This window comes from Mucilaginibacter endophyticus, assembly GCF_003351025.1.
GTDB classification, from domain to species: Bacteria; Bacteroidota; Bacteroidia; order Sphingobacteriales; family Sphingobacteriaceae; genus Mucilaginibacter; species Mucilaginibacter endophyticus.
The window spans coordinates 321,190-344,778 of the sequence record NZ_QPCG01000001.1; the positions used below are offsets into that span (position 1 = coordinate 321,190).

General features: G+C 43.1%; 23 protein-coding genes. 15 read left to right on the plus strand and 8 right to left on the minus strand.

Annotated elements, in window-relative coordinates; translation table 11 throughout:
• The first annotated feature begins 3 nt into the window (after nt 1-3).
• From DUL71_RS01345 to DUL71_RS01380, 8 genes are all read left to right on the plus strand, one after another.
• Nucleotides 4-849: a transketolase gene (locus DUL71_RS01345; protein ID WP_090531971.1), complete on the plus strand. Its 846-nt coding sequence runs from the start codon at nt 4-6 to the stop codon at nt 847-849.
• Between the two features lie 102 nt (nt 850-951).
• On the plus strand, nt 952-1,917 hold the full coding sequence (locus DUL71_RS01350) for a transketolase family protein (protein ID WP_114936400.1): 966 nt from the start codon (nt 952-954) through the stop codon (nt 1,915-1,917).
• Nucleotides 1,918-1,948: 31 nt separating this feature from the next.
• Entirely contained in the window at nt 1,949-2,503 is a 555-nt protein-coding gene (locus tag DUL71_RS01355; RefSeq protein ID WP_114936401.1) for an RNA polymerase sigma factor, read from the plus strand.
• Between the two features lie 63 nt (nt 2,504-2,566).
• On the plus strand, nt 2,567-3,598 hold the full coding sequence (locus DUL71_RS01360) for a hypothetical protein (protein WP_154402291.1): 1,032 nt from the start codon (nt 2,567-2,569) through the stop codon (nt 3,596-3,598).
• Nucleotides 3,599-3,614: 16 nt separating this feature from the next.
• Entirely contained in the window at nt 3,615-4,121 is a 507-nt protein-coding gene (locus DUL71_RS01365; RefSeq protein ID WP_146749958.1) for a hypothetical protein, read from the plus strand.
• Nucleotides 4,122-4,464: 343 nt separating this feature from the next.
• Nucleotides 4,465-5,658 carry an aspartate aminotransferase family protein gene (locus DUL71_RS01370; protein ID WP_114936403.1) on the plus strand — a complete coding sequence of 398 codons (1,194 nt, stop codon included), beginning with the start codon at nt 4,465-4,467 and terminating at the stop codon, nt 5,656-5,658.
• A 403-nt stretch (nt 5,659-6,061) separates the two neighbouring features.
• A complete protein-coding gene (locus DUL71_RS01375; RefSeq protein WP_114936404.1) occupies nt 6,062-8,338 on the plus strand; it encodes a glycosyltransferase family 4 protein in 2,277 nt (758 codons plus the stop codon).
• The gene (locus DUL71_RS01380) at nt 8,339-9,346 is read left to right on the plus strand and encodes a glycosyltransferase family 4 protein (protein WP_114936405.1); all 1,008 of its coding nucleotides are present in this window, start codon (nt 8,339-8,341) and stop codon (nt 9,344-9,346) included.
• A 149-nt stretch (nt 9,347-9,495) separates the two neighbouring features.
• On the opposite strand, the gene DUL71_RS01385 is transcribed toward DUL71_RS01380, so the two are convergent.
• The 5 genes from DUL71_RS01385 to yihA form a co-directional block, all read right to left on the minus strand.
• A complete protein-coding gene (locus DUL71_RS01385; RefSeq protein ID WP_114936406.1) occupies nt 9,496-11,199 on the minus strand; it encodes a M3 family oligoendopeptidase in 1,704 nt (567 codons plus the stop codon).
• A gap of 232 nt (nt 11,200-11,431) precedes the next feature.
• A complete protein-coding gene (locus tag DUL71_RS01390) occupies nt 11,432-12,358 on the minus strand; it encodes an NAD-dependent epimerase/dehydratase family protein (protein ID WP_114936407.1) in 927 nt (308 codons plus the stop codon).
• 271 nt (nt 12,359-12,629) lie between these two features.
• The gene (locus DUL71_RS01395; RefSeq protein WP_114936408.1) at nt 12,630-13,235 is read right to left on the minus strand and encodes a Crp/Fnr family transcriptional regulator; all 606 of its coding nucleotides are present in this window, start codon (nt 13,233-13,235) and stop codon (nt 12,630-12,632) included.
• Nucleotides 13,223-14,077 carry a UbiA-like polyprenyltransferase gene (locus DUL71_RS01400; RefSeq protein ID WP_114936409.1) on the minus strand — a complete coding sequence of 285 codons (855 nt, stop codon included), beginning with the start codon at nt 14,075-14,077 and terminating at the stop codon, nt 13,223-13,225. The genes DUL71_RS01395 and DUL71_RS01400 overlap by 13 nt, the downstream gene beginning before the upstream one ends.
• Before the next feature lie 12 nt (nt 14,078-14,089).
• Nucleotides 14,090-14,716 (minus strand): ribosome biogenesis GTP-binding protein YihA/YsxC, encoded by a 627-nt coding sequence (gene yihA, locus DUL71_RS01405; protein ID WP_114936410.1) that lies wholly within the window; start codon nt 14,714-14,716, stop codon nt 14,090-14,092.
• 149 nt (nt 14,717-14,865) lie between these two features.
• On the opposite strand from yihA, the gene DUL71_RS01410 reads away from it, so the two are divergent.
• Nucleotides 14,866-15,354, plus strand: a complete 489-nt coding sequence (locus DUL71_RS01410; protein ID WP_114936411.1) for a VOC family protein — start codon at nt 14,866-14,868, stop codon at nt 15,352-15,354.
• Between the two features lie 215 nt (nt 15,355-15,569).
• Here DUL71_RS01410 and DUL71_RS01415 read toward each other — a convergent pair whose 3' ends face one another.
• Nucleotides 15,570-16,307, minus strand: coding sequence for a 3-keto-disaccharide hydrolase (locus DUL71_RS01415; RefSeq protein WP_114936412.1), 738 nt, complete (start codon nt 16,305-16,307; stop codon nt 15,570-15,572).
• A gap of 23 nt (nt 16,308-16,330) precedes the next feature.
• Nucleotides 16,331-17,701: a Gfo/Idh/MocA family protein gene (locus DUL71_RS01420; protein WP_114936413.1), complete on the minus strand. Its 1,371-nt coding sequence runs from the start codon at nt 17,699-17,701 to the stop codon at nt 16,331-16,333.
• A 358-nt stretch (nt 17,702-18,059) separates the two neighbouring features.
• Between DUL71_RS01420 and ubiE the strand changes: the two genes are divergently transcribed.
• The 6 genes from ubiE (at nt 18,060) to DUL71_RS01450 (ending at nt 22,671) form a co-directional block, all read left to right on the plus strand.
• Nucleotides 18,060-18,791: a bifunctional demethylmenaquinone methyltransferase/2-methoxy-6-polyprenyl-1,4-benzoquinol methylase UbiE gene (ubiE, locus tag DUL71_RS01425; protein WP_114936414.1), complete on the plus strand. Its 732-nt coding sequence runs from the start codon at nt 18,060-18,062 to the stop codon at nt 18,789-18,791.
• Nucleotides 18,788-19,522 carry a type IX secretion/gliding motility protein PorT/SprT gene (porT, locus tag DUL71_RS01430; protein WP_114936415.1) on the plus strand — a complete coding sequence of 245 codons (735 nt, stop codon included), beginning with the start codon at nt 18,788-18,790 and terminating at the stop codon, nt 19,520-19,522. The genes ubiE and porT overlap by 4 nt, the downstream gene beginning before the upstream one ends.
• 252 nt (nt 19,523-19,774) lie before the next feature.
• Nucleotides 19,775-20,533 carry an SDR family oxidoreductase gene (locus DUL71_RS01435; protein WP_114936416.1) on the plus strand — a complete coding sequence of 253 codons (759 nt, stop codon included), beginning with the start codon at nt 19,775-19,777 and terminating at the stop codon, nt 20,531-20,533.
• A 35-nt stretch (nt 20,534-20,568) separates the two neighbouring features.
• Complete coding sequence (locus DUL71_RS01440) at nt 20,569-21,018, plus strand: GatB/YqeY domain-containing protein (RefSeq protein WP_091172583.1); 450 nt, start codon at nt 20,569-20,571, stop codon at nt 21,016-21,018.
• Nucleotides 21,019-21,234: 216 nt separating this feature from the next.
• On the plus strand, nt 21,235-22,008 hold the full coding sequence (locus DUL71_RS01445; RefSeq protein ID WP_114936417.1) for an alpha/beta fold hydrolase: 774 nt from the start codon (nt 21,235-21,237) through the stop codon (nt 22,006-22,008).
• The gene (locus DUL71_RS01450) at nt 22,009-22,671 is read left to right on the plus strand and encodes a CBS domain-containing protein (RefSeq protein WP_114936418.1); all 663 of its coding nucleotides are present in this window, start codon (nt 22,009-22,011) and stop codon (nt 22,669-22,671) included.
• A gap of 69 nt (nt 22,672-22,740) precedes the next feature.
• Here the strand turns inward: DUL71_RS01450 and DUL71_RS01455 are convergent, their stop codons facing one another.
• Nucleotides 22,741-23,403: a response regulator transcription factor gene (locus tag DUL71_RS01455; protein ID WP_244228676.1), complete on the minus strand. Its 663-nt coding sequence runs from the start codon at nt 23,401-23,403 to the stop codon at nt 22,741-22,743.
• Nucleotides 23,404-23,589 lie beyond the last annotated feature (186 nt).

Sequence of the window (23,589 nt, forward strand, 5' to 3'; positions counted from 1 at the left end):
TTAATGAAAGCAGACTTACAAACATTAGAAAAAACCGCGTCGCAAATAAGGCGCGACATTGTACGTATGGTACACGGCTGTCAATCGGGTCACCCTGGTGGCTCATTGGGCTGTACCGATTTCTTTACCGCATTGTACTTTTCGGTAATGAACCACGATCCTAAATTTAATATGGATGCTGTTGGCGAGGATATCTTCTTCCTGTCAAACGGCCATATTTCGCCTGTATTTTACAGCACACTGGCACACGCAGGTTACTTCGATAAGGCGGAACTTGCTACTTTCCGTAAGTTGAACGCGCGTTTACAAGGTCACCCAACTACACATGAGCACCTTCCGGGTATCCGTATTGCTTCGGGTTCATTAGGCCAGGGCTTATCGGTAGCTATTGGTGCCGCGCTTGCTAAAAAATTAAATGGTGATAAATCATTGGTGTTTACCCTGCATGGCGATGGAGAGATCCAGGAAGGCCAGATTTGGGAAGCCGCGATGTTTGCTCCTCACAATCATGTTGATAACCTGATCTCGACTATAGATGTTAACGGTCAGCAAATTGATGGTCCAACCAAACAAGTACTTTCATTAGGCGATCTTCGCGCTAAATGGGAAGCTTTTGGCTGGGATGTATTGGATATGAAAGGTAATGATATGGCCGATGTGGTTAGGGTGCTTGAAGAAGCAAAAAGCCGCACAGGACAAGGCAAACCAATCATGATCCTGATGCATACTGAAATGGGTTATGGTGTCGACTTTATGGTAGGCAGCCACAAATGGCACGGTGTTGCTCCAAATGATGAGCAGCTTAAACTGGCGTTAGATCAGTTAGAGGAAACACTGGGCGATTATTAGCCCCCCGGCCCCCTAAAGGGGGAGAGTCAAAAAAACATCAATTTGGTTATCACGATTTAAAATCCAAATTCCTTTCCTTGAAAGAGGGGAGGGGTAGGCAAAATGAAAAAATACACTTACACAGATAAAAAAGATACCCGCTCGGGCTTTGGCGCCGGGTTGCTGGAAGCAGGCCAGAAAAACGATCAGGTTGTTGCTCTTTGTGCCGACCTTATCGGTTCATTGAAAATGAACGATTTTATTAAAGCATTCCCTGAGCGTTTTGTACAGGTAGGTATTGCCGAAGCCAACATGATAGGTATTGCTGCCGGTATGACCATCGGTGGTAAAATCCCTTTCACCGGTACTTTCGCTAACTTCTCTACAGGCAGGGTTTATGACCAGATCCGCCAGTCGGTAGCTTATTCAAACAAAAACGTTAAAATTTGCGCTTCACACGCTGGTTTAACTTTGGGCGAAGACGGTGCTACCCACCAGATCCTGGAAGATATCGGCCTGATGAAAATGTTACCAGGCATGACCGTTATCAACACCTGCGATTATAACCAAACCAAAGCTGCTACTATCGCGATAGCTGATTATGACGGCCCGGTTTACTTACGTTTCGGTCGCCCGGTTGTTCCTATCTTTACCGATCCTGATCAAAAATTTGAAATTGGTAAAGCATGGATGGTGAACGAAGGTGCAGATGTAAGTATCTTTGCTACCGGTCACCTGGTATGGCAGGCTATTTTAGCCGGCGAAATCTTGGCTGAGCAGGGTATCGATGCCGAGATCATCAACATCCACACCATTAAACCGCTGGATGAAGAGGCTGTATTAAAATCAGTTGCTAAAACCGGTTGCGTAGTTACTGCCGAAGAGCATAACCGTTTAGGTGGCTTGGGTGATAGCATTGCGCAGGTACTTGCGGTACACAACCCATCACCACAGGAGTACGTAGCTGTTAACGATAGCTTTGGCGAAAGTGGTACACCAGAACAACTGATGACAAAATACGGCTTAGATGCCGAGCATATTGTGGCAGCGGTTAAAAAGGTGATAGAAAGAAAAAACAAAAAAGGTTAATTAAACCTTTAACATTAATAAAATTCTAAAAATGTCGGTACAGGTTGAAGATTCAGAGATATTAAGCAAGTTTCAGGACGGAAAGACCCGGAATGAGGCATTTAACCTGTTGTTGAAAAAATACCAGCAGAAAATATACTGGCACATCCGTCGTATGGTTGTTGATCATGACGATGCCGATGACCTGGTTCAGGATGTTTTTGTAAAGGTTTGGAAAAACCTGGCTGGTTTCAGAAACGACGCGCAACTGTACACCTGGATGTACAGGATAGCATCCAACGAATGCATTACTTTTTTGAATAAGAAAAAACAAAAAAATAATGTTTCGTTGGATGATGTTGCTTATGAGCTGGCCGATACACTGGCCGACTCAACCTATTTTAACGGCGACGCCGCGCAGCGTAAACTGCAGGAAGCATTGCTTACCCTGCCCGAAAAACAACGGCTTGTTTTCAATATGAAATACTATGAAGACATGAAGTACGAGGAAATGTCGCAGGTTTTGGGTACCAGTGTGGGGGCTTTAAAAGCATCTTTTCACCTGGCAGTCAAAAAGATAGAAGCTCATTTGCTTGGCAGAGATTAATTTTTTAATTTACGTTAAACCTTTTAGCACAATAGTAATCTATAGTTGTGTATGAAAAGCGATATGGACAATAGGGAATGGCTGGATGATTTCATCGCGCTGAAACAGGTTAGCAAAACTAACCCGTTCACGGTGCCTGATGGCTATTTCCATGAGTTAGCGCAGCACATTACAACACGCATAAGGCTTGAGGGATTAAAGAACTATCCATCTGCAGGGTACACGGTACCTGAAAATTACTTCGACGAGTTAAATAGCAATATCCGGAGCCGCATAAATATTGAAAGTGCTTTTGGCGCAGGTGATTCGGGGTTTACCGTTCCCGAAAATTATTTTGATGAGCTTAGCAGCAACATTCAAAGCCGTATTGTGGTAGATGAAGCCATGGATGCGGGCGAGGGTTTCACGGTGCCCGAAAACTATTTTGACGAACTGAGCAGTAACATCCAAAGCCGCATTGCGGTAGAGGAAGCTATAAGTATGGCCGATGAAGGCTTCACGGTTCCCGAGAATTACTTTGGCCAACTGAGCAGTAATATCCAGAGCCGTATTGCGGTGGAGGAGGCCATGGGCGATGAAGGCTTTACCGTTCCTGAAAATTATTTTGAGGAATTGAGCGCCAATATCCAAAGCCGCATAGCGGTTGAGGAAGCTATGAACGTAGAGCATGAGGGCTTTGAAGTGCCTGCAAACTATTTTGACAAGCTTAGCCAACGCATTTTGGATAAAACCGTAAATGCCGAGGCAGAAGAGGAGCAGGAAGCAGATAACGTTGTAAGCATTAATAAAGCTAAGCCTGTACAGAAAAAAGGCATGGTAAGGAGGCTTTGGTCATCACCAACCATCAGGTATGCTACAGCCGCTTGTTTTGCCCTGATACTTGGCGTAGGTGTTATTTTCAGGGGAGATTTACAGCCTTCAGATCATAACCACTCTTATTTACACGAGCAGGTATCATCAGTTCCGGTTGATGAAATAAAAAGCTACCTTCAGTTGCACATGGACGCAAGCGATACCCGTACACTGATGGATGCTAATCAGAAAAGTAATACAAGTAATGCAGACGAAGATCTGTCGGATTATATAGATAATTAAACAGAGGAAATATTTAATGAGTAAATTGATCAGGCATATTTGTATTGTGCTATTTGTTATGGCTATAGGCTATGAAGCTGTGGGGCAGGTTAACCGCTTTGTTCCGGCTCAAACACCTTCAAGGCCCGAGCTTAATCCCGTTCGCCCTAATGGCAACAAAAAGGGTGCTATGGGAAAAAGACTTGAGGCTGCCCGTAACAGGTATATCAGCCGCCAGCTTGATCTTACCGATGATGAAGCAACCAAATTCTGGCCGCTTTATAATCAATATCAGCAGGAGCTTACTGCTGTGCGTATCCTGAAGCGTTTAAACAACTCAACCTCATCAACCAACGGTACTGAGCAAATAGATAAAGAAATTTATTACGAAAGCCAGTTGGTTGGGATCCGTAAACGTTACCGTGATTCGTTCTCCAAAATTCTTCCGCCCGAAAAGGTGAGCGTGCTTTACAAAAGCGAGCAGGAGTTTAACGACGAACTCATCAAACAACTCAGCGAACGCAGCGAAAGAGCGGGGAATTAGGGGAGAGATTAGGGGTTGGAGTTTAGAGATTAGTTACCTCACTGTCTTGAAAATTTAAAGTATTTCAAATAACATTTGCAGATGGATTTTCGTCCATCTGTTTTAGTTTATCTTTGTCGCTAAAATTTAAGTAAGCGTCATTGCGGATCTAAGACTTACGAAGTTTTTAAAACTTCGTAAGTCTGGGTTCTACTACTCGTCATTGCGAGGTACGAAGCAATCCCCGATGAGCAGAGCCGCCTGGTATAGTTCGCGATTGCCTCGTACCTCGCAATGACGTCTTTTTAAGATTCACAACAAAATCGACTTAAGACTCAAAACTTAAGACTCAGAACTTAGCATCATGACAACTCTTCGCCAGCTTTTTTTAGCCAATAACGCTCAAACCACCAATTTCCCTTTATTGCTTGAATTTGAGCGTGCCGAAGGTGTTTATATGTACAATGCGGAGGGCAAACCTTACATCGACTTGATATCAGGCATTGGTGTTAGCAGCCTGGGACACAGTAATCCTTATGTTATTAACGCTATAAAAGAGCAGGTTGATAAATATATGCACCTGATGGTATACGGCGAATACGTACAGACACCGCAAGTCCGCTTTGCCGAAAAGCTGGTTTCTGTATTGCCGGATAACCTGCAATCGGTTTATTTTACCAATTCCGGAGCTGAAGCTGTTGAGGGCGCATTAAAGTTGGCCAAGCGCTTCACTGGCCGGCAGCAGATTGTAGCTTGCCATAATTCTTATCATGGCAGTACCCAGGGTGCTTTAAGCGTAATGGGTAATGAAGAGTTTAAACAGGCATACAGACCATTATTACCCGGAGTAAACTTTATCCGCTTTAATAATCCTGAAGATCTGGATTTGATCACTGAGCAAACAGCTTGCGTGATCGTTGAAACTATACAGGGTGAAGCCGGGATCCGCGTGCCGGATTTGACCTATATGCAAGCTTTACGTGCCCGCTGTACCAAAACAGGTACCTTGCTGATACTGGATGAAATTCAGGCGGCTTTCGGCCGTACAGGTAAGCTTTTCGCTTTTGAGCATTTTGATATTGTCCCTGATATTCTGTTGCTGGCAAAAGCCCTGGGCGGCGGAATGCCGATAGGAGCATTCATCTCATCAAACCAGATCATGGATGCGCTGAAGGAAAATCCGATACTTGGTCATATCACTACCTTTGGTGGGCACCCGGTATGTTGCGCGGCGGGTTTGGCTGCCTTAGAGTTTCTGCTGGATAATGATCTTGTATCTGCCGTTGCAAACAAAGAAGCCCTGTTTCGCGAATTGCTTGTACACCCCGCTATACACCAGGTTCGTGGTAAAGGCCTGATGATGGCTGTTGAATTAGAAGATTTCGATCTTAATAAAAAAATAATTGACCGCTGTATCGAAAACGGCGTGATAACCGACTGGTTCCTGCATTGCAGTAACTCTATGCGCCTGGCCCCGCCGCTTATTATCACCCCAAATGAGATCAGGAAAGCTTGTGATGTGATTATAGAGGCGATTGATTTCTATGCCAATAAATAAAAGAAATAATCCTTTCGTTGTCATTTCGAACGAGGAACGAGGAGAAATCTTATACAATATGATAAGCAACTATGCAGGTTGAATTTGCATGACGTATAAGATTTCTCTTTCGTCCCGCCGCGTGATCCCCCGGCCATGCTCTATCGAAATGACAACATTTATAACAATAATCCCTCCCTGTAACTTGCCTGTTACAACTGTTAAATAATATCGCAAAATTTTAGTTTGAGTTAAATTGGTATGGTTTGTGCATTTATACCTGTATCTATGAAAATAGTGCCTTGGATGTATCCGAAGCAATAATTCAGGTCACTTATTGCACTTTTTTGTAGTCATTCTGTTTTTACAATTAATTAAATTTTTTAAAACAGAACAGTGAAATGAATCTATACACAATCTACTTATGAAAATAGCATATATATCCACTTATCCTCCCCGCGAATGCGGTCTTGCAACATTTAACAATAATTTAATGCATGCCATTAGTTCAAATTTTCCCGAAAGGAAAAACCTGGCACAAAATGGATTTGTTGTAGCCCTTAATGATTCGGAAAATTTACAGGAATACGAGTACCCGGAGGAGGTAAAATATGTTATCCGTCAAAACCACCAGAAAGATTATATCCGGGCGGCAAACTACATCAATACGAGTGATGCCGACGTATGCATCATGGAACATGAATTTGGTATTTATGGCGGCGAAAGCGGCATTTATATTCTTCCGCTGATCAATCGCCTCGAGAAACCGCTGATCTCTATCCTGCATACCATATTAAAAGATCCGAGCTATGTGCAGCGCATCATCATCCGCGAGATAGCCGAGCAATCGTCAAAGATTGTGGTGATGAGTAAACGTGCGGTTGAATTTCTGACTAACATTTATGAAATCCCTGCCGATAAGATCCAGATCATTGAGCATGGTGTTCCTGATGTTGAAGCGCCGGTTGAAAACCCGGTTAAAAATCTGTCGTCATTTAAAAATAAAAGGGTAATGTTAACCTTTGGTTTGTTAAGCCGCAACAAAGGTTTGGAAACCGTAGTTAAGGCCCTCCCAAAAATAGTTGAGAAACACCCTGACGTAATGTACGTAGTATTGGGTAACACACATCCTGGCGTTATCAAAAGCTCGGGCGAAGAGTATCGCGACCACCTGAAATCGCTTGCCGCGCAGTTAGGGGTTTCTAAAAATCTCGCTTTCATAGCTAAGTTTGTCTCTGAAGAAGAGCTGGTGAATTACCTTACCGCTTGTGAAATCTACGTTACTCCATATTTAAATGAAGCCCAAATCACTAGCGGTACGCTTTCATACGCAGTTGGTGCAGGCGCGGCGGTAGTTTCAACCCCGTATTGGCATGCCACCGAGTTACTGGCGGATAAACGCGGCAGGTTGTTTGATTTTAAAAATTCAGATGCATTGGCCGATACAGTTATTGAACTACTTGACCAGGATCGTGTACTTGCCGAGTTGAAAGAAAATGCTTACCAGTATGGGCTGCATTTGCGCTGGCCGGTTATTGGCGCCGAGTTTATTAAAGTGGCCCAGGAATCATTGGTACGTTACGACTTTAGTGACAAGATCCTTCGCAATAGTATAGTCGATCCTGAAATACTTCCAAAATTCAGTTTAACCCATGTTTTGCGCCTGACCGACGATACAGGTATTGTACAACATGCCAAATACGGGATCCCAAATCTGAAAGAGGGTTATTGTTTAGACGATAATGCCCGCGCGCTGATTATGGCACTCATGGCTTACCAACGCAATGGAAGCCGGGAAGCTTTTGAATTGCTGCCAATATACCTGAGCTATATCCACTACATGCAAACCGATGACGGCAACTTCCGCAACTTCCTGAGTTTCGACAGGCGTTACCTGGATGAGGTTGGATCGGAAGATTCATTTGGGCGTACTATTTGGGCATTAGGTCATTTAATTGGCTGTGCCGCAAGTAATTCATACCGGGAATTTTCGTTAGAGATCTTCCACAAATCCGTTCCGCATTTTGCAGCTCTGAAGCATTTGAGGGGAATGGCGAATACCATAATCGGTATCAGTTTATATCTGCAGGTCTATCCTACAGATGAGGGTATGGTAAAAATATTAGCCAATTTAACCCAGCCGCTGATAGATGCTTATAACAATACTCAATCAGATGATTGGCAGTGGTTTGAAGAAAAGATGACCTATGATAATGCCATTCTTCCGCTGGCTTTACTGCATTCGTGCGAGATAACGGGAAATGAAGAGGCAAAGAAAATAGCTTTGGCAACCATGGCTTTCCTTGATCAGCTTACATTGTCAAACGGGTATTTGAGCCCGGTAGGTAATGACGGCTGGTATTACCGTGGTGGTACCTTCCCTACGTTTGATCAGCAGGCGATAGAAACCATGGCTATGGTACTGATGCATTTTCAGGCTTACCAGATTTTCAGAGTTCCGCAGTATATCGAAAAAATGTTCCTGAGCTATAAATGGTTCCTTGGTGAAAACACCCTGCGAGCCCCGTTGTATGATCATGAAACCAAAGGATGCTGTGATGGCTTGCTGCCGGGCGGCATAAACCGTAACCAGGGGGCAGAAAGCACGCTGGCTTACCTCATATCACACTTAACTGTATTGAAAGCTTTCGAGTTAGAATACGAATATAACAAGTACGGTCAAAAATTACAGACCTGCTAAATGAAAGTAGCTGTATTAGCCCCTGTTGCCTGGCGCACACCGCCCAGGCACTACGGGCCATGGGAACAAATAGCATCAAACATAGCCGAAGGTATGGTTAAGCTGGGCGCGGAAGTAACACTCTTTGCCACCGGTGACTCTATAACAGCGGGTACGCTTGATGCCATTTGTGCTGCCGGTTACGAGGAAGACCGTACACAGGACGCCAAGGTGCTGGAATGCCTGCATATCAGTAATCTGATGGAAAAGGCCGGGCAGTTTGATATCATTCATAATAACTTCGATTTTCTGCCGCTTACTTACTCGGGTTTGACCAAAACTCCGGTGATCACTACTATTCACGGCTTTTCATCACCAAAGATCGTCCCGGTATATAAAAAATACAACAGTAGGGGACATTATGTATCCATCAGCAATGCAGACCGTAGTCCGGAGCTTGATTACCTCGCTACAGTTTACAACGGCATGGACACCCGGGATTTTAATTTTTATGAGCAACCGGATGATTACCTGCTATATTTCGGCCGCATCCATCCGGATAAGGGAACAGCCGAGGCTATCGAGATCGCCAAAAAAAGTAAACGAAAGTTGCTAATAGCGGGCATAGTGCAGGACGCTAATTATTTTAAAGAAAAGATAGAGCCGCAACTCTCGGCAGATATAGAATATATAGGTCACGCCGGACCGGAAAAACGTCGGGATCTTTTAGGGAAAGCTTATGCTTTGCTGCATCCTATTAGTTTTAATGAACCATTTGGTTTAAGTGTAGCGGAAGCCATGCTTTGCGGTACGCCTGTTATTGCTTTTAATCGTGGATCGATGCGGGAACTGATTAAGGATAGACAAACCGGTTTTTTGGTTGATACCGTCGAGGAAGCGGTGGAAGCGGTTGCTGCTGTTGGTGAGATTAAAAGGATTGATTGTTACAACTGGGCTAATGCCCGGTTTTCGAGCGAGAAAATGGTGAGTGATTATTGGGCGTTGTATAAGAGGATATTGGCAAAATAAATAGCTGCCGCGGGTTTAACGAAGCGTAACCTGTGGTGATAAAAAATATGTCATTGCGAGGAACGAAGCAATCGCACGGAAGCACGGCCGCTCTGTAAAGCATGCGATTGCTTCGTTCCTCGCAATGACATAAAGTATTATCGAATTATTTAATTCAACTTATCCAACTCCGCTTTCACAAACTCAGCCAGTTCTTTTACGTAAGCCGCGCTGAAATCAAATTTGATCCCTGCAGTTTCATAAATTTCCCTGATGGTTTTGGTGTAGCCTAACTTAAGAGCGTTAAGATATTGCTGTAAACCTTTTTCAGGGTTTTCTTTATAGTTTTTCCAAACGGCTATAGCGCCTAACTGGGCCATGCCATATTCAATGTAATAGAAGGGTACTTCGAAAATGTGCAATTGTTTTTGCCATAAGTTTGACAATGCTTCGCGGTGTTCGCTCCAATCGGCAAAGTTTGCGCCGAATGGTTCGAAGATCTCGATCCATGCCGTTGTGCGGTCGGCATCAGTGTGGCCCGGATTGGTATAGATCCAATGTTGAAACTGGTCAACCACGGCTACCCATGGCAGGGTTTTCAACACATCCACCAATTGGTCGCGTTTAGCGCGTTTCAGGTCTTCCTCGTTATCAAAATAAACATTCCAGTTATCCATCGAGATCAGCTCCATTGACATAGAGGCCAGTTCTGCAACTTCAGATGGGCAATGTTTAAAATCATTCAGCTCGAGGTCGGCAGTAAGGAAAGTATGTACCGCATGACCGCCTTCGTGTACCATCGTGGTTAAATCGCGGAATGTATTGGCCGAGTTCATGAAAATGAACGGCGCGCCCGTTTCGGCCAGGGGATAGTTGTAGCCACCTGGTGCTTTACCTTTACGGCTTTCAACATCAAACAGGCCGTTATCTTTCATTATTTCTAAACGCTCTCCCAAATAGCGGTTAATGTTGCTGAAGCACTGGATAGATTTTTCGATCAGGTCTTCACCATTTTGGAATGGCTTAAGCGCTGGTTTGCCCGAAATATCTACATCCATATCCCACGGCTTAAGGGTCGGTAGCCCTAAAGCCTCACGGCGTTTTTCGGCCTGAGCCTTGAGGATCGGAACTATTTCGGTCTCAATAGCTGCATGGAAGGCATAGCAATCCTGCGGGGTATAATCAAAACGGCCTAAAGCCTGGAACATGTAATCGCGGAAGTTTTCAAAACCTGCGTTGGTAGCTACTGTATGACGAAGCTTGCGCAGATGGTCAAAAAGCTCGTTCAGCTTTTCTTTATCCTGTAAACGGCGATTGGTTATCTTTTCCCAAACTTCCTGGCGCTTGGCACGGTCGGTACCTTTTAAAAATACAGATGCCTGCTCTAAGGTAAACTCCTTATCATCAACATGAACAGACATAGAGCCGGTTATCGACTGGTATTTCTGCTGCTCAACCTGGATCTCGGTTTGTACCGGGATATTTTCCTCGCGGAAAAGTTCCAATGCTTTTTTTACAGCACGGAGGAAAACGAAATACTTATGGCTGTCCAGTTTGTCAACATACTCGCTGGCAACCAGTTTTTTGTTGAGTTCGTTGCTGAAAGGGGCTATTTTTGGCTCAATTTCGGTAGCAAAGTATTGGAATTTCTGAAGCAGCTCCTCGCTGGTAGTATCGCAGGTCATGCGGATGTAGCGCCATGCAAAGTCTTCTTCCAATGCAGCTTCAAGCTCGCTTTTATCGCGCAGCCATTTTTCCAGTTCTTCAACCGAATTAATAGGACGATCAAGCAGTTCTTTATAAAAAGGTTCAAGCGTTTCCCATTTAATATCAAGGGAAGCCGGGATATATGTTCTTGTTTTTTTGTGGATCATAATTTTTAGATGTGCAGATATGCTTATGTGCAAATGTGCAGATTATGGTTGGAGATGTGCAAATAATACACGTTTAAATGTGTTTTATTTGATAAACGAAAAGTATATCCACCACGTCATTGCGAGGCACGAAGCAATCCCCGATTTGCAGGTCCACTCTATATAGTTCGCTATTGCTTCGTGCCTCGCAATGGCGTTTTTTGTTTTTAAACAGTTATTTACAACTCCATACTCAACCCTTATGAAGCGTTTTTGATATTTCGGTTATGCCATCCTCATAGCTTGTTGGTTTAAAGTTGAATGCTTTCTCAAATTTGCTGCTGTCGAAAATATAATCGTGATCGTATTGGTAATACATCTCCACTGTACCCATTACCACCTTTTTAAATAAACCGAACAGCCATAGCATTACTTTATTAACGCGCCTATATTTTGGTTCAACTTTATAAACCCTGGCGGCAATATCCAAAAACTGTTTACCGGTGATGGCCGGCGGAGTAGGGAGGTGCCAGATCTGGTTGCCGCTATCGGGGGCCTGACCAAGCATGAACATAGCTTTACCTGCGTCAGGCACATAAATAAAATTGTGTTTACAATCCGGATTGCCTATCCATTGTGCGTTTTGTTTTTTGGCGTAATTGCTCAGCACCATCATATCAACAAAGCTGTTAATCGGGGCGCCATAAAAATCAGGTGCACGGGCTATAGTTGCGTTGATATTACCGGCCTTGACTTCGTTCATGAGCATTTCTGCAATCCCTGCACGAATCTCGCCTTTAACACTGCTTGGTTTATAGGGCGTGTTTTCGGTCATGGCGCCGTTAACCAGGCCGTACATATAAACATTATCAAAAAATATTAAACGGGCACCGGTTGCTTTGGTAACGTTAATTACGTTTTGCATGATCACCGGCCATTGTACCCGCCAGATGTCTTTATCATAAACCAGGCCTGCTACAAGGTAAATCACTGTTGATCCTTGTGCTGCGGACAGTACCTCATCGTAATTTAACAAGTCGGCTTTTTGCCAGGTTACTTTATTGTTGTTATTGGTGTTAACCGGTTTGCGGCTAACTAAGCGGATGGTTTCGTTATGGTTGATTAACTCTTTGGTAAGGGCGTTCGCTACCGGACCGCCGGCTCCTAATATAGTATGCATGATCTTTTTCGTTTTGTGTATAACAAAGGTAGGTGCCCTTTGTAAATCAAAACGTTAACAAAAGATAAGGAATTAAGGGAATTCGGATGTTCGATTTCGGATTTACTTTGATTTCGGAATTCGGATGTTCGATTTCGAATTTAAATGGATTTTTGAATTTTATTTGCTTTGTGCTTTAAGCCTTCAGCTTTGGGCTTTTTTCTTTTCGACTTTTTGCTTCCAGCTTTTAAAAAAAACCTTTCGCCTTTCGCCTTTGACCTTTCACCTCAAATCAAGCGCTTATCTTCATGATCCTTCTTCTGATCCGCGATAGCGAAACCGGGGTAATGCCTAAAAAGTTGGCAATGTAATGTTGCGGAATTCGGTACAGTGCTTCGCCACCGGTTTCGAGGAGCTGGCTGTAACGTTCTTCGGGAGATTGGGTAATGAATGAGGTTACACGTTCTTCGTAGCAAATAAGGTAATGCTCGGCTATTAACCTGCCAAAACGTTCCATCTTAAAACCGAGCAACTCATTCATGCATGCTTGTTGCAGGTTTTTGTGGCTCAGGTTTACGATGATTGAATCTTCAAGTGCCTGAATATAGTTTACAGCAGGAGTACGTGTAAGGAAACTTTTGTATGAGCTCAGCATTTCATCTTCAAAACTGAAATAGCCTGTTATTTCTTCTCCATCCTTAACGTGGTAATAACGTGCGGATCCCTTTACAACCAGGCCGATCTGATCGCAGACCTTACCGGCCTCTACGTAAAACTTTTTCTTTTTTAACGGATCTACCATTAAATATTGGGATAAAGCCTGCCACTCTTCGTCATTAAGCGGAACAAAGCTTTCAAAATACTTCCTGAACTTGTTGAGGGCGCTTAGTGTATCCATATCCTGTCGAGCAAGAACAATACGGCAAATACTACGCTGGCAATGCCATTGGTTGTCATGAACGCAAAGTTAACGCGACTCAGGTCGTTTGGTTTTACAAGCAGGTGCTGGTAAATCAGCATAGCGCAAAAGAACGCTATCCCGATATAGTACAAGAAGCCTACATGTGTTTCGATAGCCGGCATCATGATAAAGACAGCCGAAAGCACATGTAAAAAGGTAGAGAGCCTCAACGCATTCACCTTACCCAGGTAAGCGGGGATAGAGTGCAGGTTTTGGCTGCGGTCAAAGTCTTCATCTTGTAAAGCATAGATAATATCAAAGCCGCTTACCCAGCATAATACAGATAATGAAAAGAATATTGGAGTAATAGCAAACTGACCGGTAACCACCAAGTAAGCTCCGATAGGGGCAAGTGATAAACCCAAACCTAAAACCAAATGGCACAGCGCCGTAAAACGTTTGGTAGCACTATAACCCATCACCACAAACAAAGCCACCGGCGACAGGAAGAAGCAAAGTTTATTGATAAACCAGGTTGCTGTAATAAACAACAAGCAGTTAATAATAACAAATGTTAAAGCCGCTTTCGGTGTAATCCTTCCGGCCGGGATATCACGCTGTTTGGTACGGGGGTTCTGGATATCGATATCCCTGTCCAGGTAGCGGTTAAAGGCCATGGCCGAGTTGCGCGCAAATACCATACACAGTACCATTAAAACCAGCTTAAGCCAGTCAAAATGATATTGGGTTGTAGTCACCGCCAAAAAAAAGCCGATAAATGCAAACGGCATAGCAAAAATGGTGTGGGCAAAAGTTACTAAGGATAAGTATTTTTTCATTGTTTGTTATTCTCAAGAGGGGGAACCCAAAAATGCTGGCACTTCAAAATTCTGGTTTACTACATCAATAAATTCCAGGATTTCCTCGCGGCCCAGCTGTGTTTCAGACGATGTGATGAAAAACCGTGGTGCTTCTTCAAATGTAGCCATTAAAGCTTTTCTAAATTTGGCTATGCTTTGATCGGTTTTAACGCTCGATTGTTTATCAGCCTTGGTAAACACCAGCACAAATGACAGGCCTTTTTCGCCAAGCCAGTTGCAAAATTCAAGGTCGATTTTTTGCGGCTCCAGGCGACTGTCTATCAGTACCATTACACATTGCAGGCTTTCGCGTTTATCCAGGTATGTATGAATAAACTTATCCCATTTGGCTTTTTCGGTTTTGGAGGCACGGGCATAACCATAGCCGGGCAAATCCACAATGTACCAGCTCTCGTTAATCAAAAAATGATTTATCAGTTGCGTTTTACCGGGAGTTTGCGATGTTTTGGCAAGCCCCTTTTTGCCCGTTAAGGTATTGATAAGGGATGATTTGCCCACGTTTGAGCGCCCTATGAAAGCATACTCTGCCTTAATGGGTGGCGGTAACTTGCTTACCTGGCTATTGCTGCAAATAAATTCGGCCGATTTTACGATCATTCTGCAAAGGTAGTATTTTTACTTAATGCGTTCACTGTTGTAATACCCATGTGTAAATTGCCTCCGCTTATTTATAAGCTTGTTTTACAATAGGAAAACAAAAAGTAATGCAATAATAGGTAAATTTGAATGTTTAAACATGTAATATTATGAACGATTATAAAATACCCGCTCAAACCCGCATAGGCCATGTTCATTTAAAAGTGAGCGACCTCCAAAAATCCCTTGATTTTTATTGCGGTTTGCTGGGGTTTGAAAAAATGGTGATGTACGGCGACCAGGCTGCATTTATTTCGGCCGGCGGTTATCACCACCATATAGGCTTAAATACCTGGCACAGCAAAAGCGCTTCACCGGCTCCGGAATATGCACCGGGATTATATCATACAGCTATCTTATATCCTGAAAGAAAAGACCTCGCCCTTATACTCAAAAGGTTGATCGATGTGCGTTATCAAATCACAGGCGCATCTGACCATGGGGTATCTGAAGCTATTTATCTGAACGATCCTGATCAAAATGGTGTTGAGCTTTATTGGGATAGGCCAAAAGAAGAATGGCCGGTAGATGAAAATGGAGATTTAACGATGTTTACCCGCCGTTTAAATATAGAAAATTTGTTACAACTCGCTAATTAACAGATAAAAACAAACAAAAAAACTCATTGCGGGTTATATTTGCAACGGGGGATCAAAAGATTATTTCTTTCCCGATCATTGGGAGGTGGAACGGCGAAGTAATCCACTGCCGGCGATATTGCATGGTTGCCTGCTGTTAAGGATTGCTTCGTACCTCGCAATGAGTCTTTTAAAAAACTGTTATACGCAGGCACGAAGCAAAAAGTTATAATGCTTTATAATTCCTTTATTTTAATGCTCCGGAAATAGGCTTTGTGACCATGATCCTGCAAGGCAATCAAACCTGTTTTTGCTGTGCCATAATCCGGATAATCCTTCCATTTGCCTTCGGCTTTTTTCTTTTTCCAGTCGTCGGTCCAGGCTTCAAAAGCAATGATCTTTTTGCCATTGAGCCAATGTTCAACATGCCCGTTATTGAAAACGATTTTACTGGTGTTCCAGGTACCAACAGGGGCTACTTTTTTTGAAGCATTTGGCAAGTACATAGCATAATCACAGCCGGTTTTTTGCCAATCTTCCAGTTTATCAGGCCAGCCGGCATCGTCAATGATCTGATACTCGGGGCCGGTTTCATAGCTCGCGTGATATTTAGGATCCTCAACTACATGGTACATCACGCCGCTGTTGCTGCCTTTATTTATTTTCCATTCCCATGAAAGTTCAAAATTAGTGTAGGCTTTATCGGTTACAATATCGCTGCCGGTATCGCCCTGTGCCGCACCAAGACAAACGAGGGCCCCATCAATAATGGTCCAGTTTTTTACCGGGCCTTTTTTATTAAAGCCATGCCAGCCTTTTAGCGTTTTACCGTCAAAAAGGTTTACCCAGCCACCTTTTGCAGGGGTAGCCTGTTTAACCGGTTTATGGTCGTTAACAGGAATGGCCGACGTTTGTACGCAAACCAAACCCGCGGCAGCCATTACTAAGCCGAGTTTTTTGAGTTGTTGTTTCATAATAAGGTATTTGCTGTGAACGGTTATTTTTTGATAAGCTGCATTTTTTCAGGATCCCAGAACATAGGGGTATTGTTATAATAGCTATCGTTACATAACAAGGCAGGCGCTGCGGCACGATAGCCAAATATGGCATCTTCGGTTACTTTGCCTTTGTTACGGATGGCTGTAAAGAAATTGTTCATGTGATCATATGGTCCGCCGAGGTACCCTTTTTCGGCATCGTAAACAATTTCTTCGGGCGGAAGCATTTTTTTACGTTCGGCGTAGCCGCTTCCCGCTTTTTTGAGCTTATCAAGATAAAACGGATCATCAGAAGCTAATATCTTGTTGCGTTTTAAGGTTACTTTGTCCCAGGTTATATCCATTGAGCCTTCGCTGCCTACCAGTTTGAGATAGGTAGTGCCGCTGGTGCCGTCAACAAAGTTGCACCTTAATGAAAGGTTAAAAGCCGGATGAGCCTGTGTTTTCCCATAATCAAAAGTTCCTAAAAGCACATCAGGCACTTCGCGGCCATCGTTCCAGAAACGTAAACCGCCCGAAGCGTAAATTTTATTAGGGCCAACAGAATCGGTTATAAAATGCAGGCTCGAAAAAAGGTGGACAAAAAGATCTCCTGCCATACCTGTTCCATAATCTGTATAATTTCTCCAGCGGAAAAAGCGTTTCTCATCAAACGGGCGTTTCTTGGTGTTGCTGATGTAAGTTTCCCAATCAACGGTTTGCGGCGATGCGTCTTCTGGGATAGGATATTGCCAAACCTCAAGCGGTGCTCTTCGCGCCCAAAAACCTTCGGCATAATTTAATTCGCCAATGGCTCCGCTTTTCAACAACTCATGAGCTTTTTCATTACCTAATGAAGATACACCCTGGCTGCCCACCTGGAAAATCATGCCGGTTTCCTTTTGAGCTTTGATCACCGCGGGGCCTTCGGTAATGGCATGTACCATTGGTTTTTCGCAATACACGTGTTTACCGGCATGCATGGCATCAACAGAAATTTGCTGGTGCCAGTGATCCGGAGTAGCGATGATCACCGCGTCGATATCTTTGCGGTTCAGGATCTCTTTATAAACCCGGGTAGTAAAAATGTCGGCGCCCCAGCGGGTTTTGGCATCTTTCAGTCGGCCGTCATACAAGTCGCAAACGGCTACCAGTTTTACGCCTGGCACCTGAAGTGCGGTAATTGTATCCTGTGTGCCCATGCCACCGGCGCCAATGAGGGCGATGTTTACCTGGTCGTTAGGGCTGTTGCCTACAAGGCGTTTCTGGATAGAAAAAGTTTTGGCCTGGCTTTGGTTGGCCAAAAGGCCCGATCCGGCAGCTACGGCCGCTGTTGCAGTGGTTAGTTTTTTAATGAAACTACGGCGCGAGGATTCTTGTTCGTCTTTCATAAGGATAAGGAAGCAAATTTTAAATGTGATTTGCCGGCATATGCCGGCAATAATTGGTTTCTAAAAATAATGAATTGACTTAACATTTACATAATCAGGGCAACTTAATATCGGGGTAATAACTTCCTGGTGTATAGTTTACTCACCCGGTCCGCGCTTCGCTGGACCACCCTCTCTTCGGCTTCGCCGCAAAGAGGGAAAAGAAAATAAAGAATAAAGTCCCCTCTTTGCGAAGCAGAGAGGGGTGACGAGGGCAGCGATGTCGGGGTGAGTTAACTTGTCAGCGCTGTTTCAGTATTCATTTTTCGGCTGTCTTAATATTAAAGCATTCAGTATACAATCATTATCTTTGCCCGCGATGAGCAAAACCATAACACCGTACCATGACCAGCAGGCTACCAAAAAAGAACAGGTAGCGGATATGTTTAATAATATATCAAAAACATATGATTTCCTGAACCATTTCATGTCGCTTGGTATTGATATCATCTGGCGAAAAAAAGCCATCAACGAGTTAAAAAAGGATAAACCAAAACTGATACTGGATGTTGCTACAGGCACAGGCGATTTTGCTTTTGAGGCTTTATCTATCTTGAAACCTGAAAAAATTATTGGTGTTGATATTTCAAGGGGCATGCTTGATATTGCAGAGCAAAAAATAACAAAACGCGGTTTAAGCGATAAATTTGGTGTAAAGCTGGGCGATTCGGAAAAACTACCTTTTGAAGGGGCGGAGTTTGATGCAGTTACCGTAGCTTATGGTGTCCGCAATTTTGAAAACCTGGAGAAAGGTCTTGCAGATATCAACCGCGTACTTAAACCCGGTGGCAAAGTAGTGGTGCTTGAGTTTTCTAAACCCAAGGTATTCCCGATAAAGCAGCTATATAATTTTTATTTCAGCTATATTACACCAGGAATAGGCAAGTTGTTTAGCAAGGATGCGAGGGCTTATAGTTACCTGCCCGAGTCGGTAGCAGCTTTTCCTGATGGACCTTCTTTTGTGGCTTTGATGGATAAAGTAGGCTTTAAAAATACCAAATGCAGGCCTTTAACGTTTGGTATCTGTTCAATATACACCGGTATTAAATGATTATAAACCGTTACCTGCTTGTAGTTGTACTGATATTTAGCAGCAATGTACTGCTTGCTCAGCGTGTACCTGCATGGGGGGGCGGTGCCGATCAGCAGGATTTGAGCTTTGGCTTTAGTTTTACTTATGTAAGCAGCGATTTCAAAATCGTTAATCAACCCTATTTTCGTCGCCCTTTTTTAGATGAAACCGGTGTGCAAATTAAAGGGCCGCTCAATAGCATCAGCTCAAAAAATTCATCAGGCTTTGGTGTGGGTTTTTTAACAAGGTACAGGCTTACCGAGCACCTGGAAGTACGCACCACGCCGTCATTAATTTTTGCCGACAGATACCTGCATTATTCATATGTTGACCCATCGGAAGATGTAGATAAAAAAGTGCAGACCACTTCGGTTGATGTACCCCTGCAAATAAAATTAAAGTCAGACAGATTGGGCGATTTCAGAGGTTACGTAGTTGGTGGATTGAAATATAGTCAGACCATCGGCTCTAAGAAAAACTCAGATGCCAATCTTGATCTTTCCGAAAAACTGGTGAAAAATGTTAGCGGCTACGCCTCGTATGAAGCAGGTGTAGGTTGTGATATCTACTTTGAATTTTTCAAACTTTCGCCCGAAATCAAGATCTCTAATTCGATAGGTAACGTGTTGGTCAGCGAAAATAATCCATATTCTGCGCCTCTTAGCAGGTTGGGTTTACATACTATTATGTTCAGTCTGATTTTTGAGTAGGAGAGAAGCATAAATTATAATTAAAAATGCCTGTCATTCTGAGCGGTAGCGAAGAATCTTATTCAATATTAAGAGTCACTATGCCAGGCGAAGAAGATCCTTCGTTCCTCAGGATGACAATTCGTTTATGATATCTTTTCAGATTTTGATAGGGGAAGAATGTTTTAACTTACATTCAAAAACAACCTTACTCCCAACCGACAATATTTCAAACTAAAAAACATAATTTCGCTGTTTATAGTTATCAAACCTATGAGTAAGATTGCCTTAATTACAGGAGCTACCGCCGGCATTGGCGAAGCATGCGCACACGTTTTTGCCCGCGAGGGATATAATCTGGTATTAACCGGTCGGCGGTTGGAGCGGCTGGAGAAGCTGGCCAAACATCTGAACGATAAATATAATGTAGAAGTCGCGATTTCATCATTTGATGTTCGTAACCGCGAGGATACCATCAGTAACCTGGAGGCCTTGCCCGAAAAATGGAAGAGAGTAACCGTGTTGGTTAACAATGCAGGCTTAAGCCAGGGACTTGATCCTATTCAAAAAGGTAATATCGACGATTGGGAAACCATGATTGATACCAATATTAAAGGCTTACTGTACGTAAGCCGCGTGGTATCAAACTGGATGATAGCGAATGGCAAAGGTCATATTATAAACCTGGGTTCAATTGCCGGTAAGGAAGTTTACGCCAACGGAAACGTATATTGCGCTACCAAGCATGCTGTTGACGCCCTAAATAAAGGTATGCGGATTGATCTTTTGCCACACGGTATTAAGGTTACGGCGATACATCCGGGTGCGGTTGAAACCGAGTTTTCGGAAGTACGCTTTAAAGGGGATAAGGAACGTGCAAAAAAGGTATATGAAGGTTTTGAACCGCTTGCAGCCGAAGATGTGGCCGAAACTATATGGTTCATTGCATCGCGCCCGGCGCATGTTAACATCAATGATATATTGATCATGCCAACAGCACAGGCAAATGCGGGTACGATATTCAGGGGGTAAATTTGCACATCAAAAACAATTCACTAATTAAAGATATGTCATTAATTACACAAATAGACCAGGACATTAAACTGGCTATGCTTGCCAAGCAGGCAGATCGTTTACAGGGCTTACGTGCCATTAAATCGGCATTGTTATTAGCTAAAACCGAAAAAGGTGCTGCTGATGAACTTACCGAAGACGCGGAGATCAAAGTATTGCAAAAGCTGGTAAAACAGCGTAAAGAGTCGGCAGATATTTATAAAGAGCAAAATCGTGATGATCTTTACCAGGTTGAGATAGCCGAAATGCTGGTTATTGAAGAGTACCTTCCGCAACAAATGAGCAAGTTTGAAATTGAAGGTTATCTTGAAGAACTCATTGGCAGGATAGGTGCTACATCGGTAAAAGATATGGGCCGTGTAATGGGTATGGCCAGTAAAGAACTTGCTGGCAAGGCCGATGGCAAAACAATATCAGAGGTAGTTAAACAGTTGCTGGGCTAAGCAATCGGCATTCAATTATTACTGAGCTTTTTAAATGTTTATGTTGTTTTAATGTTAACTTGTTTAATAAAAGCTTAACATTACTACATTGATAAATAATTACTATACTTGCTAAATGCCGTTGGTAATAAACTAATTTTGCAGCGGAATAACGGGAATTTATACTGAAAGTGAATTTGGTATAGGATAATTTAGAAATTAATTTTTGATATTTATATGGAGTTCGTGCTTAAAGAGGAACACGGTTTTAGTTACATCGATGAGGGCGAAGGAGAAGTGCTGTTACTGCTGCATGGTTTAATGGGGGCGTTGAGTAATTGGGATGGAGTTATTAACGAGTTTAAATCAAAGTACAGGGTTATTATCCCCATGTTGCCGGTTTACGACATGCCACTGATTAGCACCGGGGTGAAAAGTTTATCGAAATTTGTACATAAGTTTATAAAATTTAAAAAGCTTAGTAATATTACTTTACTTGGCAATTCGCTTGGCGGACATGTGGCACTGGTTTATTTAACTACACATCCCGAAAATATAAAAGCGTTGGTTTTAACCGGAAGTTCGGGCCTATACGAAAACGCCTTTGGTGGTTCATTTCCACGTAGGGAGAGTATAGATTTTGTGCGCGAAAAAGTGCAGTTCACTTTCTACGATCCGGCTATAGCTACTGATGACCTGGTGCAGGATGTTTTCCAGACCATTAACGACAGGCATAAGGTGATCCGCTTGCTGGCGATGGCAAAATCGGCCATCAGGCATAATATGAAAAAAGATCTGCATAAGATCACTATCCCGGTATCTTTGATCTGGGGCCGTAATGATAAGATCACGCCGCCAGAGGTAGCTGTTGAATTTAACGAATTGCTTCCGGATTCAGAGCTGCATTGGATTGATAAATGCGGTCATGCCCCAATGATGGAGCATCCTGAAGAATTTAATGTTTTACTTAAGCAGTTTTTAACTAAATTAGAGACCAAAGTAAATGCGTAGATGATAGCACTTGACCTGATAGCTGACTCGATACCACCGGTACACACCTCTGATTCTATTCAGAAAGTGCTGGACCGTATGGTTGAGTTTCGCCTCAGGCATTTGCCTATTGTAAACGAAGAGCAGTTTTTAGGGTTGCTTGCCGAGGATGACCTTATAGGCGAAAGCGATTACCAGGCGCCAATAGGATCATTGGCACTTTCGCTGGTGAATCCGTACGTACTGGAAGATCAGCATATTTATGATGTTATCCGTTTGTTTTACGAACAGCAGCTAACTGTTGTACCGGTGCTTGACGCCAAAAGCAATTACCTTGGCCTGATATCCATTAACGCCATTACAGAATATTTTGCACAGATAACCTCGGTAGCACAGCCGGGAGGGATCATTGTGCTCGAGATTAATAATAAAAATAATTCGCTGGCGCACATGGCTCAGATAGTTGAGTCGGATAATGCGCAGATCCTGAGCTCCTACGTTCAGTCTTTCCCCGATTCAACCCGGATGGAGGTTACGCTTAAAATCAATAAGCAGGATATTTCTGGCATCATAGCCAGTTTCCTGAGGTATGAATATGATATCAAAGCCACCTTCAATCACAAAGATATCAACGATACCGCCCGCGACAGGTATGATTCGCTCATGAATTATCTTAATTTGTAGTCTTAAGCCCGAAGTCGGATATCTGCAATTTAAATTATTGACTTAGGACTCAGAACTTCCGACTTGAGACTAAACCAAATTATAAGCTTGTGCAAACCGCACGGCATCATAGTGATTTTTTAACCGCAACTTATTCTTGATGTTTTTACGATGGGTTTCGGCGGTGGCTGGGGCAATAAACAGTTTGGTGCCTATCTCTGCCGAACTCATGCCCATGGCTATGTATTTCAACACTTCTTTCTCACGCCGGGTAAGGGTTAAAAACAGCAGGTTGTTTTGCCTTAAAAACGAGATATCGTCCATAAGGCGGTTCACTTTGGTAGTGATGTGGTGAACAGGATCCAGCATGCTGGCCAAAGTTAAAATGTGAGTGGCATCGCCTGCTTCATTACGGGAAAAAACATTTGTGGTACTAACAAAAAGCTGCCATTCTGCATGTTGTGAGGCGCGGGCCTGCTGAAAATAAGATACATGGTCCTGGGTGCGGCTTTTTATAAGATGTAATATTTTAGGCACGTATTCGTCGCTATCTTCGGTGTTGAAATATTTTATGTGATAGGTTTCCGGCCCCATAGCCTTTAACTCGTTAAGCGTTGTACCCAATATATTAAGGCCTACACTGTTCATATACACTATCTGCAAAGTTTCAACCTCATGTATGATCAGGGCCGAGGGAAGTTCATCTGCAATTGACTGTATATGGGATAATTTTTGTGTAAAGGTTTGATCCATATATAAATAACCGTTGTTTAATATCTGTAAGATAGGCCAAAATAGTTAAACTTAATTATTTTACTTTGAAGTTATTTATCTGTTAAAGCAATTAAATCGCCCGTATTCGGAAATATAAGCAAACAATAGCATGGGGTTTGTCTTTATAGAGGTATAGTTCATATAACAGGCAAATCAGGAGGCAAT

Coding starts and splice junctions, on each gene's coding strand:
- DUL71_RS01345 (WP_090531971.1), top strand. CDS start 4: ATGAAAGCAGACTTACAAACATTAGAAAAAACCGCGTCGCAAATAAGG.
- DUL71_RS01350 (WP_114936400.1), top strand. CDS start 952: ATGAAAAAATACACTTACACAGATAAAAAAGATACCCGCTCGGGCTTT.
- DUL71_RS01355 (WP_114936401.1), top strand. CDS start 1,949: ATGTCGGTACAGGTTGAAGATTCAGAGATATTAAGCAAGTTTCAGGAC.
- DUL71_RS01360 (WP_154402291.1), top strand. CDS start 2,567: ATGGACAATAGGGAATGGCTGGATGATTTCATCGCGCTGAAACAGGTT.
- DUL71_RS01365 (WP_146749958.1), top strand. CDS start 3,615: ATGAGTAAATTGATCAGGCATATTTGTATTGTGCTATTTGTTATGGCT.
- DUL71_RS01370 (WP_114936403.1), top strand. CDS start 4,465: ATGACAACTCTTCGCCAGCTTTTTTTAGCCAATAACGCTCAAACCACC.
- DUL71_RS01375 (WP_114936404.1), top strand. CDS start 6,062: ATGAAAATAGCATATATATCCACTTATCCTCCCCGCGAATGCGGTCTT.
- DUL71_RS01380 (WP_114936405.1), top strand. CDS start 8,339: ATGAAAGTAGCTGTATTAGCCCCTGTTGCCTGGCGCACACCGCCCAGG.
- DUL71_RS01385 (WP_114936406.1), bottom strand. CDS start 11,199: ATGATCCACAAAAAAACAAGAACATATATCCCGGCTTCCCTTGATATT.
- DUL71_RS01390 (WP_114936407.1), bottom strand. CDS start 12,358: ATGCATACTATATTAGGAGCCGGCGGTCCGGTAGCGAACGCCCTTACC.
- DUL71_RS01395 (WP_114936408.1), bottom strand. CDS start 13,235: ATGGATACACTAAGCGCCCTCAACAAGTTCAGGAAGTATTTTGAAAGC.
- DUL71_RS01400 (WP_114936409.1), bottom strand. CDS start 14,077: ATGAAAAAATACTTATCCTTAGTAACTTTTGCCCACACCATTTTTGCT.
- yihA (WP_114936410.1), bottom strand. CDS start 14,716: ATGATCGTAAAATCGGCCGAATTTATTTGCAGCAATAGCCAGGTAAGC.
- DUL71_RS01410 (WP_114936411.1), top strand. CDS start 14,866: ATGAACGATTATAAAATACCCGCTCAAACCCGCATAGGCCATGTTCAT.
- DUL71_RS01415 (WP_114936412.1), bottom strand. CDS start 16,307: ATGAAACAACAACTCAAAAAACTCGGCTTAGTAATGGCTGCCGCGGGT.
- DUL71_RS01420 (WP_114936413.1), bottom strand. CDS start 17,701: ATGAAAGACGAACAAGAATCCTCGCGCCGTAGTTTCATTAAAAAACTA.
- ubiE (WP_114936414.1), top strand. CDS start 18,060: ATGAGCAAAACCATAACACCGTACCATGACCAGCAGGCTACCAAAAAA.
- porT (WP_114936415.1), top strand. CDS start 18,788: ATGATTATAAACCGTTACCTGCTTGTAGTTGTACTGATATTTAGCAGC.
- DUL71_RS01435 (WP_114936416.1), top strand. CDS start 19,775: ATGAGTAAGATTGCCTTAATTACAGGAGCTACCGCCGGCATTGGCGAA.
- DUL71_RS01440 (WP_091172583.1), top strand. CDS start 20,569: ATGTCATTAATTACACAAATAGACCAGGACATTAAACTGGCTATGCTT.
- DUL71_RS01445 (WP_114936417.1), top strand. CDS start 21,235: ATGGAGTTCGTGCTTAAAGAGGAACACGGTTTTAGTTACATCGATGAG.
- DUL71_RS01450 (WP_114936418.1), top strand. CDS start 22,009: ATGATAGCACTTGACCTGATAGCTGACTCGATACCACCGGTACACACC.
- DUL71_RS01455 (WP_244228676.1), bottom strand. CDS start 23,403: ATGGATCAAACCTTTACACAAAAATTATCCCATATACAGTCAATTGCA.